This window comes from Streptomyces pseudovenezuelae (assembly GCF_029892565.1).
Taxonomy (GTDB): Bacteria; Actinomycetota; Actinomycetes; order Streptomycetales; family Streptomycetaceae; genus Streptomyces; species Streptomyces pseudovenezuelae_A.
Genome location: NZ_JARXVH010000029.1, coordinates 23,522 through 37,229, shown reverse-complemented (window position 1 = coordinate 37,229; position 13,708 = coordinate 23,522). Strand labels below are relative to the sequence as shown.

The 13,708-nt window shown below is 64.7% G+C and carries 9 protein-coding genes and 2 pseudogenes; 9 read left to right on the top strand and 2 right to left on the bottom strand.

Features of this window, described 5'->3' with window-relative positions; genetic code table 11:
* Positions 1–29: 29 nt before the first annotated feature.
* From M2283_RS52165 to M2283_RS46975, 6 genes and pseudogenes are all read left to right on the top strand, one after another.
* Positions 30–1,364, top strand: a pseudogene (locus M2283_RS52165) (IS701 family transposase).
* A 1,070-nt stretch (positions 1,365–2,434) separates the two neighbouring features.
* Positions 2,435–4,738 carry a peptidase domain-containing ABC transporter gene (locus tag M2283_RS46995; protein WP_280882752.1) on the top strand — a complete coding sequence of 768 codons (2,304 nt, stop codon included), beginning with the start codon at positions 2,435–2,437 and terminating at the stop codon, positions 4,736–4,738.
* Positions 4,735–6,069 carry a condensation domain-containing protein gene (locus tag M2283_RS46990; protein WP_280882751.1) on the top strand — a complete coding sequence of 445 codons (1,335 nt, stop codon included), beginning with the start codon at positions 4,735–4,737 and terminating at the stop codon, positions 6,067–6,069. The genes M2283_RS46995 and M2283_RS46990 overlap by 4 nt, the downstream gene beginning before the upstream one ends.
* Positions 6,066–6,353, top strand: coding sequence for an acyl carrier protein (locus M2283_RS46985; protein WP_280882750.1), 288 nt, complete (start codon positions 6,066–6,068; stop codon positions 6,351–6,353). Before M2283_RS46990 ends, M2283_RS46985 begins: the two co-directional genes overlap by 4 nt.
* On the top strand, positions 6,350–7,753 hold the full coding sequence (locus M2283_RS46980) for a class I adenylate-forming enzyme family protein (protein WP_280882749.1): 1,404 nt from the start codon (positions 6,350–6,352) through the stop codon (positions 7,751–7,753). Before M2283_RS46985 ends, M2283_RS46980 begins: the two co-directional genes overlap by 4 nt.
* 10 nt (positions 7,754–7,763) lie before the next feature.
* Positions 7,764–8,288 (top strand): JmjC domain-containing protein, encoded by a 525-nt coding sequence (locus M2283_RS46975; RefSeq protein WP_280882748.1) that lies wholly within the window; start codon positions 7,764–7,766, stop codon positions 8,286–8,288.
* Here M2283_RS46975 and M2283_RS46970 read toward each other — a convergent pair.
* A complete protein-coding gene (locus tag M2283_RS46970) occupies positions 8,266–9,015 on the bottom strand; it encodes a transposase (protein ID WP_280882747.1) in 750 nt (249 codons plus the stop codon). The genes M2283_RS46975 and M2283_RS46970 overlap by 23 nt on opposite strands.
* 343 nt (positions 9,016–9,358) lie before the next feature.
* Between M2283_RS46970 and M2283_RS46965 the strand changes: the two genes are divergently transcribed.
* Positions 9,359–10,549, top strand: coding sequence for an IS110 family transposase (locus tag M2283_RS46965; protein ID WP_280882746.1), 1,191 nt, complete (start codon positions 9,359–9,361; stop codon positions 10,547–10,549).
* Between the two features lie 9 nt (positions 10,550–10,558).
* Here M2283_RS46965 and M2283_RS51815 read toward each other — a convergent pair.
* Positions 10,559–11,078: pseudogene (locus M2283_RS51815) on the bottom strand (hypothetical protein).
* Between the two features lie 486 nt (positions 11,079–11,564).
* Here M2283_RS51815 and M2283_RS46960 point away from each other — a divergent pair.
* Together M2283_RS46960 and M2283_RS46955 are read left to right on the top strand one after the other, a co-directional pair.
* Positions 11,565–12,605 (top strand): winged helix-turn-helix domain-containing protein, encoded by a 1,041-nt coding sequence (locus M2283_RS46960; protein ID WP_280882745.1) that lies wholly within the window; start codon positions 11,565–11,567, stop codon positions 12,603–12,605.
* Positions 12,606–12,860: 255 nt separating this feature from the next.
* Complete coding sequence (locus tag M2283_RS46955; RefSeq protein WP_280882744.1) at positions 12,861–13,631, top strand: hypothetical protein; 771 nt, start codon at positions 12,861–12,863, stop codon at positions 13,629–13,631.
* The last annotated feature ends 77 nt before the right edge of the window (positions 13,632–13,708 follow it).

Here is a 13,708-nt window from a genome sequence, read left to right as displayed (position 1 = left end):
GAGTACGGCCACCGTGATCATGAACGTTTGTGACGACGTTTCAGAACCAGGTGGCGGCGGAGGCCACGATAGCCGAGCAGACATGGGCGGCGACGCTCGGGGCGGTGACCGAAGAGATCGCGGACTGTTTCGAGCGCCGTGAACCACGGGCCCTGGTGCGGGAGATGACCGAAGCGATGCTGATGGAGCTGGACACGCGTAACTGCTGGACGCTCGCCGAGGCCCTTGGCCACCGAGGACCGCACCGGCTTCAGCACTTCTTGTCCCGCGCGGTCGTCCATCACGACCGGGCCCGGGACCGGATCACTGCCTGGACGGCCGCTGAACTCGCCGATCCGGACGCGGTGTTGATCGTGGACGAAACCGGGGACGAGAAGTCCTCCACGGACTGTGTCGGCGCGGCCCGCCAATACTCCGGAGCGCTGGCCGGTATCGGTCTGTGCCAGGTCGCCGTCCACCTCACCTACGCAAGCCGGCACGGGTACGCCCCGATCGACCGGGCCCTGTACCTCGGCGCCGAGTGGGCCGCTGACGAGGAACGGCGACTGCTCACCCATGTCCCCGACGACGTCGTGTTCGCCACCAAACCCCAGATCGCCGCCGCCTTGCTCACCCACGCCCGCGACCTGGGCACACAGGCACGGTGGCTGGCCGGCGACGAAGTCTACGGCGGGAACTGCGGCACAGCGCCCGCGCACTCGGCTTCGGCTACGCCCTGGCCGTCCGCGCCGACCACCGCGTGGACACCGCCGTCGGCCGCCTGACCGTCACCCAACTCGCGGCCCGGGTCCCGAAGAAGAGCTGGATGCGCCTGCGCACCGGCCACGGCCTCAAGGGCGACCGCCACTACGACTGGGCCATGCTCGACATCCACCCCGACGACACCCCCGACGGACACCGGCCCCGGCACGCCACCGTCCTGGTCCGCCGTCACCGCTACACCCGTGAACTCTCCTTCTACCGCTGCCACTCGGCCACTCCCGTCACCCTGGCCGATCTTGTCGATGTGGTGTGCTGCAGGTGGCGCGTCGAGGAGGACTTCCAGATCTCCAAGGGCGTCTGTGGCCTCGACCAGGGCCAGTCCACCTGCTGGAACTCCTGGATGCGCTGGACTTTGATCAGCATGCTCGCCGCCGCAGTCCTGGCCGTCACCCGCGCCCGCACCACCACAGTCACCACCGCCGACAGCGAGCGCGTCCCGGCCAGCGGCCGCGAACTGCTCCGACTCCTGCGGATCACCGCCCCGCCCCCGACGCGACCGCGACCACCTCCTGCACTGGTCCGCCTGGCGCCGCCACCACCAACACCAAGCCGCCGAAGCCCACCGGAGATGGAACAACATCACCGCCACCACAACAACCTGACCAGCAACAACACCCTACCGACCAAGGAACAACAGCTGCCGTGACAGACCAGGAAACTCGAAGATCTAGGGAATCCACTAGTCTTGCCATGATGCTTTTTGGGGAAGTGCTTCGCTGTGAGAGCATGACTCCATCATTGATCCGAGATTAACCGAGTCCGCCGCACAAACTATGACGTACCCGCGGGCGAACCTGTATCAGCGAGTCGGGTGATAATCCCGCCCGACCGCTCGTCACGTGGTTCCGTGCCGCCTATGAATTCATTTCCCAGTCGGCGGCCGGTTTCCGTCTCAGCTCGTTCGCCTTCGACGCCTTTCCGTCGGCGCCATCGGGGCATGATCACACATCCTGTATCAGGAGGATCTGCATGAACAATCCGGGATCGATTCAGCGGATCGGTACTCTGTTCACCCGCAAAGCAGCGCACTGGAACACGAGGCTCCGGTTCCTGACTCTGAGCACCGCACTGAAGTGCAGTCCGGGATTTTATATCTGCTCAACAACGACCCCTGTGTGATGCATGTCGAATGCAGGCTTGAAGAAAACAAGATGCACCGCAGGGGCGATTTTCTGTTGCCATTTTCTCTTCAACCAGCCCTATCTATTGCGGGCGATGAGCGGTCTTGATAGTCGATCTGCACCCTGTTAATCTCCCTGCTGGAGTGGCCAGCAGAGAAACGGTCGCCAAATCAGAGCCTGAAGCGAGTCGGGTACTTTCCGTCGGTGACACCTACTAGTACAAGATGCCTACGGACGGCATATCGCCAAGCACTCTCTTCCGGGTTGAGGAAAACCATCCAAGACAGGAAATCCTATGGAAAACAATCAGATCAACCTCACCGAACTGTCCGACCAGGATCTGGACGACCTTTTCGGAGGCTCCGCTACCGTCCCCTACGGCTGCTGCATCGTCCTTGACGGCTGCTAGGAGGAGCCGTCCGTCTGCGGACCGGATTTCTCGCCTGAGGGCAGAGGGAAGCGGACTCACGATTCTCGGTTGAACGGACATCGGGTGCATGGAGCGGGTGCGTGCAATCGCACCCGCTCCATGCACCCTTAAGGACTGAAAAATGACGGGTAATACACGCTTTCGCCAAGAAGCCCTTGAGCATCGTCATGGACAGGATGGACTCGGGTCCGTACTCGATGGTCGTTCGTTCTTCCGCAGCCCGCGGCACTTCCTGCGGCCCGAAGCGTGGCGTGCGTACCGCGGAAACCGGGGTCGGGCACGTATCCCGATCTGCTACCAGACCCAGGTGAGCGACTGCGGTCCAGCTTGTCTGGTCATGACACTCCGTCATCACGGTATCGATGCGGAACTTGACCAGATCCGTGAACTCGTCAGCTCCGGAACCAACGGTTCCTCGGCACGTTCCCTCCTTGAGGCCGCGCGGTCCCATGGACTGAAAGGCAGGGGAGTGCGAGCGGATCTGGACGGTCTGCAGCTGCTGCCGCCGGGCAGCATACTCTTCTGGAATTTCAATCACTTCGTGGTGCTGGAGCGTTCGACGCGCAATTACACCGACGTCGTCGACCCTGCGGTCGGACACAGACGGCTGAGCCGTGAATCCATCGCCAAGGCTTTTACAGGCGTCGCCATAGAGTTCGAGGCCCCTATCGCGCCGGCAGCCCTGCCTGGCACGAGCAAGGCGGTCAAGGAGCCCTCCCGGCGTCGGCTCCAGGCAACCCCCTGGCATCGGCTGCAGCACCTCATCCCCCCCAAGAAGGAACTCACCAGAATCGCCGCCGTGTCGATGGTGCTGCTGGGCTTTGAATTCGCTCTGCCGCTTGCAATCAGCTTCCTTGTCGGCCATGTGCTCCCCGGTCGGCTGAACAGCCGACTGTCCCTCGTCACCGTGGGGCTGGGAGTTCTCTGTGCGCTGTTTCTCGTCCTGCAAATCGTCCGCTCATCCTTGCTGGTGAAACGTCAGGCCGCCATCGAGAAGAGTTTGACCTGGGGCATCGTCGAACATCTCACTGCGCTGCCATACGACTTCTTCACGGTCCACAGCTCCGGTGATCTCGCGATGCGGGTCCGCACCGGCAGCAATCTCAATCGTGTGCTGAGCATCACGGCGGTGTCGGCGGCACTCGACAGCATCCTGATAGCCGTTTATCTGGTGGCCATCCTCGTTGTCGACCCCGTACTGGCCTGCCTGGTGATCGGTCTGATCGCCGGCCAGGTCGGCGTCCTCTCCATCACATGGCGCCAGCAGACCCGTATGAACTATGAGGTTCTGGAGCAGCAGACGCGTACCCAGAACGAGCTCATGGACATGCTGGAGAGCATCACGACCCTCAAAGCTGCTGGTGTGGAGGGAGAGGCGGCTGAACGCTGGTCTCATGTGCTCGTCCGCGAGGTCAACACACGCCTCTCCACCCAGTTGCGACTCTCGGTTTGCACTTCACTGAGCCGAGCTCTTCAGTTTGTCGCTCCCATTGCCGTCCTCCTGGTCGGTACGTGGCGAGCGCTGGCCGGCGATGCCTCGCTCGGCGGAACCATCGCGTTCATGACGCTGACGATCGCTCTGTTCGCCCCGCTGGAGAGCCTATTCGACGCGGCTGCGCAACTCGCCTCGGTGGGTCCCGCGCTGGCGAGGCTGGACGACATCCTGCGGGCCAAGCCCGAACCACGCGGGCTGCCCACCGGCAGGACCACCACTGAGGCCGCTGCTATCAGGACGGAAGGGCTTTCATTTCAGTACGCCGGAAGTCATCGTCCAGCGTTGTCCGACGTGAATGTGACGATAGAACCCGGTCAGTTCGTCGCCGTCCTCGGGCGCTCAGGTTCCGGAAAGTCGACGCTGGGGATGCTGCTAGCCGCTTTGCGTGTACCCACCGGAGGCACCGTCATGGTGGACGGCACGGACCTGGCCACAGTCGATCGACCCAGTTATCGACGGAAGATCGGCTATGTGAACCAGAATGCTCATCTGTTCGCCGGATCAATTCGCGAGAACATCACATTCGGTCTCGAGGACGTTACCGAGGATGATGTGGTCAAAGTTGTCAAACTAGCCCGCATCCACGAGGAGCTCACTGCCTTCCCCATGGGATACGACACCCTCGTCGGTCCTGGCGGACATGGCCTCTCGGGCGGACAACGGCAGCGCGTCATTCTTGCCCGCGCGTTGGCGAGGAAGCCGCGCCTGCTTGTTCTCGATGAGGCGTCCGGGGCCCTGGATCCAGTCATGGAGAAGGAGATCTTCCACGGACTGATGAAATCGGGAATCACCGTGGTGGCTATAGCACACCGGCTGACTGTCCTGGAATACGCGGACCAAGTCCTCGTGGTACGGGAGGGAAAGATAGTGGAGAAGGGCACCCCGGCCTGGCTCAAAGAAAATGGGAGTGAGTTCCTTTGTCTTTCATGACGGACGACGTACAGGAACAGCAGCCTGTTCCGTTCACGTATGGCCAAGATCGATACTATGCGCAATCTCCCGGACCGGGGGTGTCACGCAAAAACGTCTGGTACGCATGCGAGATCACCGGCGAGTTCGACCCCGCTCTCTTCGAGCAGGCAGTGGACTCTTTCGTCAGACGGCACGATGCGCTGTGCATGGACCTGCTGCCGACCGCCGGTAAGGATCCGGTGCGTGCCCAGCGTGTACGTCCCTTGGGCGTGACGGAGAAGACCGTCGACCATCAGGCCGTGAAGGCATCTTCCGCCCAGCAGTTCTCCCGCTATGCCTCACTGCTGCTGTCCCGCGACTTCGTGGCGCCATGGCCTGACGGAGGTCGGCCGTTCAAGTTTCGGCTGCTCCGTCGTGACGGGGAGTGCCACGCATTCCTCGCAACGTTCCAGAACCTCGTGTTCGACAGTCGGGCGCTGGACCTCTTCTCCCGCGAGATCTGGCGGGACTACACGGCACTGGTGCGGGGAGAGTCCGTCCCGTGGACGGCATCGTCGTTCGCCGAGGCGGCTCATCGTCAGCGCAAGAGCTTCGGAATAGCGCACATGGAGCGTGTCCGGGACAGCTGGCGCGACAGGCTCGCGCATGAGGCGCACCACTCCTGGCGGTGCCCGGAAGGAGCTGTGCCGACGGAGAGCGGTGTGGTGGAGGAGGTCCTTTCCGGCGAAGTCATGGACGCGATCAGGGAGACCAGCAGGTCGGCAGGCTGCACCGTGATGCAGTGCATTGTGAGCGCGTTCGTTCGCGCCTTATACCGGCACTCCGGCCGCAAGGAGGTGAGCCTGTGGACCTCCATGGACTCAAGAAGGTCGGCCGAGCATGATGTGGTTGGCATGTTCGCCAGCGCGGGCCCCCTCAAAGTATGTGACGCCGGCGCGGGGTTTCTCGACGTCTGTGCAGAGGTCGGCGGGCAGATGCTCGACGCATTGCGGTTCCAGCAGATGGACTCCCAGGGACTGCGCACGTTGATTCGCGAGTTCGAAGTGGACGGCCGCAAACTGGATCCGGGCATCTTCATCAACATCAGGCAGATTGAGAGGGAGATGGCCCCCACCCGTCAGGAAGAGGCCCTGCGGGTCGATTCAAGCGCCTATCCACTCATGGGCATCTCCTGGGTTGACACCTATGCATTGCATCTGCGGTGTGACGAGTATCTGGACGGTATAGAGGTCTCTCTTTTGTTCGACGGGCAGCGCGTTGGGCGCCCGCTGGCGCAGAACATAGCGAAATCTCTCATTGACGGCCTTTCTCCGTCGACTGTCCAGAAATTCGGAGGGATGGGTGTATGAGCACTACACCGCCGAACGCCGCCCTCAGTCACGTCCTTGCCGCAGTCGAGGAGGTCTTCGGCCGCGAAGTATCCTCCGCAGACAGTTTCTTCTCGCTCGGCGGAGACTCCATCGAGGCGGTCGAGATCACGACCGCATTAGAGCAGCGCCTAGGCAAGTTGCTTGACGCGACACTGGTCCTGCGTACACCGAATTTCGGGGAGTTGGCGGCCGTGCTCGGGGGCCGAGAGCCCCATGCGGATGCCGCCGTGGGCAGCGGCGACTCGCAAGGAGATCGGCTTTGAAAGCGTATGTGTGGAATCCATGGCAAACAGCGCAGCTCCATCCAGATCGAATTGCCGCAGTAGGCAACGACGGCACCTACACCTTTAGCCAGCTGACCGACAGGGCCGACAGGCTGGGAGAGGGCCTGGCCACCATTGGCATGGACCACGACAGCATGATTTCTACCGACATACCGACGGGGCCGCGGTTCTTCGCGTTGGCGCTGGCGGCCCTCAAGTACGGATACGGCCTCTTCCCGGTCGAGACCGGGGAAATGACGGCCGAGACGGTCGGATCCCTCTTTGCCGACATGAACGTCACGATGCATGTGGCGAGCGTCGAAGCCGCAAGCCTGGACAAGTTACTTCCCTGCCCCGTAGTGACCGACACGTTGCTGTTGCAATCGGCTCCACAGGTTGCGCTGGTCGCACCGGCACCCCGGCAGCGAGCCGGCTTTCTCGCGTTCTCCACGTCGGGTACGACGGGCGCGCCTCAAGGTGTGCCCCGTGCCCATCCCTGGCGCCCATACAAGGGAGTCGCCGTCGAGGAACGCTACGCCGCGGGTATCAGCTTCGGGCCGCACATCATGGCCGGCCCCACGTACCACCTGGGCACTCTCGGCCCCGCACTCTACGCGCTCCAGGCAGGCAGCGCCGTGGTGGTCCAACGTACGTGGTCGCCCAACGGTTTCGCCGACCTGGCCGACCGGTTCGGCGCCGACAGCGCAATGCTGCCCCCAGACTGCCTGCTCGATGTCGTCGAGGCGGGCCGGGCCCCCGACCGACGGCTACGTGCGGTCTTCCATGGCGGCGCCGCCTGCCCACCGGCTGTCAAGCGGTCCGCGATCGAGCTGCTGGGCCCGGTGCTTCACGAGTACTACGGCACATCCAGAGGCACGATCACGGAAATCACAACAGCGGAGTGGTTGAAGTATCCCGGCTCGGTCGGCAAACCCTTGCCGGGAGTTCAGGTGCAGATCCGCCGCGACAGGCAGGAGGTCCCGCCCGGCGCCATGGGGGAAATCACTGTGTCTTTGCGTCCGGCGGACCTCAGATCTGACGATCCGGCCGTCCTGCCCACCGGCGATCTGGGGTTCGTGAACCAGGAAGGTTATCTCTTCATCGTCGGGAGGCTGTCCTCGGACGATGACGTGACCCTGGCGCGTCTTGAATATGAGGTTCGTCTGCTTCCCGAAGTCAGCGATGTGGCTGTGATGGGGGGCACGACGCCTAGGTGCTTCGTGGAAATTCGGAATGGTCATACAAAGTCCCCCGAGGAGAAGATTAGGATAATTTCCGGGGCTCTGGGGATAGTCGCTCCCTTGATCAAGACGGCACCAACGGGTTCTCTTCCAAGGACAGCGAGCGGAAAGATCAGACGGGCCTCATTGGGCGACCCTTTCCCCCGAGGAGAAGATTAGGAGAACTCCAGTGGCCCGTGGTGGCGTTCTGCTTCGTCACACCGCCGGACACCCCGACGTGCTCGTCCTGCAGCTGAACGGCAGCAAGGACTGGCGCGTCCACGAGGGGCCGGCGAACGGCGACTGGCGGCTCGGCAGAGTGGAGGGAGAGCCGCCGGCCGAGGTGCTGCGCACGACGATGTACGCCAGCGACGTCCTCTACATTCCGCGCGGCTTCCCCCACCAGGCCGTCGGCAGCGGCGGCCTGTCCGTGCACCTGTCGCTGACGATCCGCGAGATCCACATGCGTGACCTCTTCCGCAGCCTGCAGAAGCTGTCGGCCAAGGGTATGAACATCCCCGCCCGCCCACTGGACGACGAAGCCGTTCTGGCCGCGGCCACCACCATGCTCGACCACGTCGGAAAGGCGTTGGCCGGGCCTGACCCCCCCAGGACCTGGTGGACCACGCCCGGCGGACCGGACTCGCCGCCCTGCCCGCGCCGCGCGCGTCGATCTCGCTCAGTGAGCTTCTTCAGCGTTGCCGCTCCAGGGTGAGGATGGCTTTGGCGATTGACGTCATGCGGTTTGGACTGCATCGGGATCTGCGGAAGATGCGCCAGGACTTCAGGCGTGCGACGCCGCGCTCGACCGGTGCCCGTGCCGCGGCCAGGGCCCGGTTGAGGGTCTTCTCGGTGAGGGTGAGTTCCTGCAGGGGCCTGCGTTTGATGCCGGTGCTCACCCAGGGGCCGCCGCCCTGGTAGGCGAGGTCGGCCAGGATGGGGACGCCCTGGCGCTCGCAGATGCGGATGATCCGGTGGGTGCGGGCGGCGGTCAGGTCGTGAGTCCGGCCGGGCAGTGCGGGTGAGAGCCACAGCAGCCGGCCGCCTGGGTTGGTGACCACCTGCACGTTCACCCCGTGCCGGCGGTGTTTGTGGGAGTAGTCGGCCCGGCCGTCGCCGACCCGGTCGCACTCGGCGAGCGTGCCGTCCAGCAGGACGAAGTCCGCATCGGCCTCGCGCAGGACCTTCAGCAGGCCCGGCGCACGTTCGGCGAGCAGGCGGATGACCGTGCTGGTGTAGGCGTGGGCGGTGGACTCGCTGATCCCGAACCCGGCAGCGATCTTCGCCAGGGTGGTGTGTTCGCGCAGGTACACCAGTGCCACCATCGCGCGCTGGGACGGGCGGAGCTTGCAGCGCCGGTCACCCTCACGGGTGACGATGAGCATCGTGACCCGCTCCACGAGCGCATGGGGCAGGTCGAGTGCGGCAGGATAGATGACCAACGAGGCCCCCGAGCAATGTGGTTGAGACGTCAGACATCTCGATCAACAGCCCGGGGGCCTCGCTCGTTGCGCTTCATGGACCGTCACCTGATCGGTGGCCAACTCGAAGAAGCTCCCTACGTTGTTCTGCGGGACGCGGTGAGCCCCTCGTATGGTTCACCCACCCAGGGGCACCGGGTGTGGTTCAAAAAGCTCTGCCGCTTGTGGCTTCCACTGATTGGCCGCCCGGTGCCCCACGACGACTCGGCTGCCAATTAGGAATTGCGAATGATCGCTGAGTAGGGAATCGACAGCGAGGTCGTCCGTCGGGAGGCACAAGGACCACACCGCGCGGAGGCACCACATGGCCATGATCTGGGCCGGCATCGACGCAGGCAAGACGCACCACCACTGCGTCGCGATCGACGAGAGCGGCCACCGGCTGCTGTCCCGACGCGTCGCCAACGACGAACCCGAACTCTTGGAACTTTTCACCGACGTCCTGGCCCTGGGTGATGACGTGACCTGGGGCATCGACCTGGCCGACGGCGGAGCCGCCCTGGCCATCACCATCCTGTTCAACCACGACCAGCCAGTGCACTACATCTCCGGCCGGGCCATTCACCGCGCCTCCGAGAGCTACCGCGGCGAAGGCAAAACCGACGGCAAAAACGCCGCCGTCATCGCTGACCAGACCCGCATCCGCCGCGACCTGCACCCCTTACGCACCAGCGACGAGACCGTCACCGACCTCAAGATCCTCACCGGGCGTCGCACGGACCTGGTCGCCGACCGCACCCGCACCGTCAACCGGCTCCGCGCCCAGCTCACCGGCATCTTCCCGGGCCTGGAACGGGCACTGGACCTCACCAACACCGGCCCGCTCATGCTGCTGACCGGCTACCAGACCCCGGCCTCCCTGCGCCGGACAGGCAAGAAGAGGCTCGAGACCTGGCTGCGCAACCGCAAGGTCCTGCGCCCTGACCGGCTCGCCGAGACAGCTCTGGAAGCCGCCGGACGCCAGCACACCAGCCTGCCCGGCGAACAACTGACCGCCCAGATGGTGCACACACTCGCGCGGGAAGTGATGGCCCTCAACCAGCAGGTCGCCGAACTCGACAAGGCGATCGAGGCCCGGTTTCGCGAACATCGGGACTTCGAAGTGATCACCAGCATGCCCGGCCTGGGCGTGATCCTCGGTGCCGAGTTCCTTGCCGCGACCGGCGGCGACATGAGTCTCTTCGGCACTCCTGACCGCCTCGCCGGCTTCGGCGGCGTTGCTCCCGTTCCCCGCGACTCCGGCAAGATCAGCGGCAACCTCCGCCGCCCACGACGCTACAACCGCCGACTCCAGCGAGTCTTCTACATCTCGGCGTTGTTCAGCATCCGACACTGCGAGGACTCCCGCCGGTTCTACGACCGCAAACGCTCCGAGGGCAAGCGCCACATCCAGGCCGTCCTCGCCCTGGCCCGCCGCCGCGTCAACGTCCTCTGGGCGCTCCTACGCGACGGACGGACCTACGAGGCCGTGCCTCCCGCCGCTCACACGGCTTGACAAACAGCATTAGGAATCAGTGACCTGGCCCGGCTGCCGCTCGGCCAGCCAGCCCCGCGACCAGGCGCTTCGCCTTCGACCGCAGTGCCTCCACCCGCGCCGGCACCACATCCATGCCGAACGCCGCGGCCATCTCCTGGCAGGTCAGCGGCCCTTGATGGAGCCGCGCCCGGTCCGGGAGCGCCCCCCAGGATCCGCTGGTAGTCCACCGACAGCACCGACCAGGCCAACCCCTCACACCACATCGGAACCTGCGACTTCGTCTTCGCTGCCTCCGGCACCCGCGGCGTCTTTCCGGACTGCTCCTCAGCGGCCGGCACGGTCCCCTCGGCCCGGGCGGGGTCCTGCCCGCTCTCGTCCGCCGGGGCCAGTACTTCGCCGCCCCGCGAGCAGGCGATGGCCCACTCCTTCCATTCCCGCTCGGCCGCGGCCAACTCTGCCTGGACGCGGTCGGCTTCCTCCCGCAGCTCGTCAACACGAGGCGAGCACCCAGCTCACGCTGTTCCAACAGCCCAACCACCGACGGCATCCACGACCTCCCGGGCAGCGACAGCACACCAGGCCACAACTCCCACGGGATCGCCGACCCTATGCCCGACCAGCGGAAACGGTCCTCAAGCCCGGAAAGACAACAGCTTCTAAGAGAAGTCCTAGCCCGCAGACAGCGGCACCTCTCGCGGGCCGGGCTGAACAGCCTGCCAGGAGGCGGACTTGACGCAGTCGGGTTCGGCGAGTGTGAGACTTGCCAAAGCCGCGAGCGGGGTGACCTGTTGGGCACTCACCCGTCCCAACGGACCGCTGGCGGCAGTCTTCTTACCGCCGGTCAAAGACCCAGGCACAGAGCAATCTGCCCGGCGGTCAGAGCTAACCGGAAACGTCCGCCGAGACCGTGCCCGTCTCGCTCGCACGGCATCCCGGTGGGAGCGGTGCTGGACTGGGGGTCTTCTGACGCGAATATGCCTCCCGCTATGTGCCCACGGGGGCCAAACTGTCAGCACGAGGATCAGGGGACCTCATGTTGCGCATTCACTTCACTTCTGACGATCTGCAACGCATACGCCTGGCACGCCAGCCGGAACCCATGTGGGAAGTTGTCTGCAGCCTCTGCCGACTGCAAAGTCGTGAAGGTGAGGCCTTCTTCGGGAAGTGGCGCCAGCACTCGGTGACCCAACTGTCGCGGCCGGACTTCGACTTCCTGCGCGCGGTACTTCGGCCCCTGGTACCGCTGGGGCCTTACATCCCGGACTTCCTCACCCCCGCAGAGCCTGAGATCGATCCGGAGGGCGCGATCGATACGGTGCTGCGCACCTCCCCGCAGCGTTTGCGGCATGACCTCACGATGCTCAGCGGCGTCAGGGCCCTGCCCTCCTGGACGGTGGAGCTGGCCGACGGGAGGAGGGCGCCTCTTAACCGGCTCGGACGCGCGCTGCACGGCTACTTCGACGCCACACTGGCCCCGGTCTGGCAGGACCTGCGCGAGCAGGTCGATGCCGATGTGCACCTTCGCGTACGCCAGTTGGTCGACGGCGGCAGCGAAGCGCTGCTCCGCGAGTTGCCGACGGCGCGGTGGGAGCCCCCGGTCCTGTTTTTTCCTTATCCGGCCGACCGGGACCTACACCTCGCCGGGAGGGGGCTGCGGCTGGTGCCGTCTTTCTTCTGCTGGCGAAGAGTCCTGACGCTCGTGGACCAGGAGCTCACACCGACCCTTGTCTACCCCGTGCAACGCCAGGCCGTTGGAGTGCTTGCCGCGCCTGCTGACGACCCGGGCGGTCCGACTCTCTCGGCACTGCTCGGCCGGACCAGGGCTTCGATCTTGGAGTCGCTCGCGGACGCCGTCGGCAAGTCGACATCCGAACTGGCTTGGAGTGTCGGGGTTTCCCTGCCGACGTCGAGTCAGCAGGTTTCCGTCCTGCGGGCCGCGGGCCTCATCGCCAGCCAGCGTGACGGAAAACGCGTTCTGCACAGCGCTACCCGGCTCGGCCGCGCACTCGTCGAAAGTGGGGGGCACCGGCACCAGGACACCATCTCACTGCTTGCCCGACCGGGAAGGTTGTGATCGCCGCCCTCGCACCGCGGTAGTGCCACGGGATGGGGAATTCCCCAGCGAGGGATCACCCGAACACGATCAGGGCTCTGATCAGCGGAATTTGCGACATCTCGGTGCAGTATTTGGCTGTCGTCGAAACGTGTTGCCGTGGTGGTGCGGCGTGGAAATCCTGGGCTGGGCAGGAGGGAAATCGCCTGCGCAGTTCTTGGAGTTCCACACGAATTGAGGTGTTCGCTGATGTCTAGACGTTTAGCCGGCGTCCTGGTGGCGGTCGCGGCTCTGGCCGGATGTATCGTTCCGGCTGCTGCGAGCGCACAGGACCGGGTCGCATGCTCGCCATCGGACTACACGGATGGAACCTGCCTGGCTTTCGCGGTGACGGGCGGCGAGAAACCCGAAATCGGGGCGGTCCGTGCCGCCGTCGAGCGCGGTGACGTGGCGCAGGCGCGCGGCTATGTGAAACAGCGCGCGAAGAACCACCAGGACAGCCTGCAGACGGCACTCCGGGCGCTGGTGGTGTCACCAAAGGCGTCCTCCGACGTCCACATTCTCAACGACCCGGAGAATGACGGAATCGGCACGATCACCAGCAGATGGAACTGGCGTCTGGACCAGCCGATCATCTTCGGCTACTGCGATCCGCAAGGCTGCACGCAGCGGGATACGCTGGACGCGCACTACGCCCTCAACATCTTCTTCACCGGAGAGACAACCCTGGACGGGGAACTGTCGACCCGGGCGGGCGCGACGTTCAGCATCAACAACCACGACTGCACTCTGTACGCCGACCTGAGCTGGCAGATCGACCCCAATCTCGCGGACTGGCCCAGGTGCGACACGGCCTACCAGACCAGCCGGTACACGATCTACCCGGGGAACGTCACCCAGATGCGCAGGAACGAGTGGAACTACTTGGCGATCGGTCTGCGTTTCACTCCGACCGGAAGTGACCAGGCGTTCGCCTTCAACTGGGAGTCCCGGCGCTGGTACGTTGACGGCGGCGGCTCCCAAGAATTCCGGCAGTATTCGTCATGATGCACAGGTGACAGAGCCACCGGTGGGCGCGAACGGCACTACGCGCCCACCGGTGCTTTGCTTTCTTGCCACCGCGC

What these genes read in the sequence shown, in the direction of transcription:
- M2283_RS46995 (WP_280882752.1), top strand. Translation starts at nt 2,435, where the DNA reads ATGACGGGTAATACACGCTTTCGCCAAGAAGCCCTTGAGCATCGTCAT.
- M2283_RS46990 (WP_280882751.1), top strand. Translation starts at nt 4,735, where the DNA reads ATGACGGACGACGTACAGGAACAGCAGCCTGTTCCGTTCACGTATGGC.
- M2283_RS46985 (WP_280882750.1), top strand. Translation starts at nt 6,066, where the DNA reads ATGAGCACTACACCGCCGAACGCCGCCCTCAGTCACGTCCTTGCCGCA.
- M2283_RS46965 (WP_280882746.1), top strand. Translation starts at nt 9,359, where the DNA reads ATGGCCATGATCTGGGCCGGCATCGACGCAGGCAAGACGCACCACCAC.
- M2283_RS46960 (WP_280882745.1), top strand. Translation starts at nt 11,565, where the DNA reads ATGTTGCGCATTCACTTCACTTCTGACGATCTGCAACGCATACGCCTG.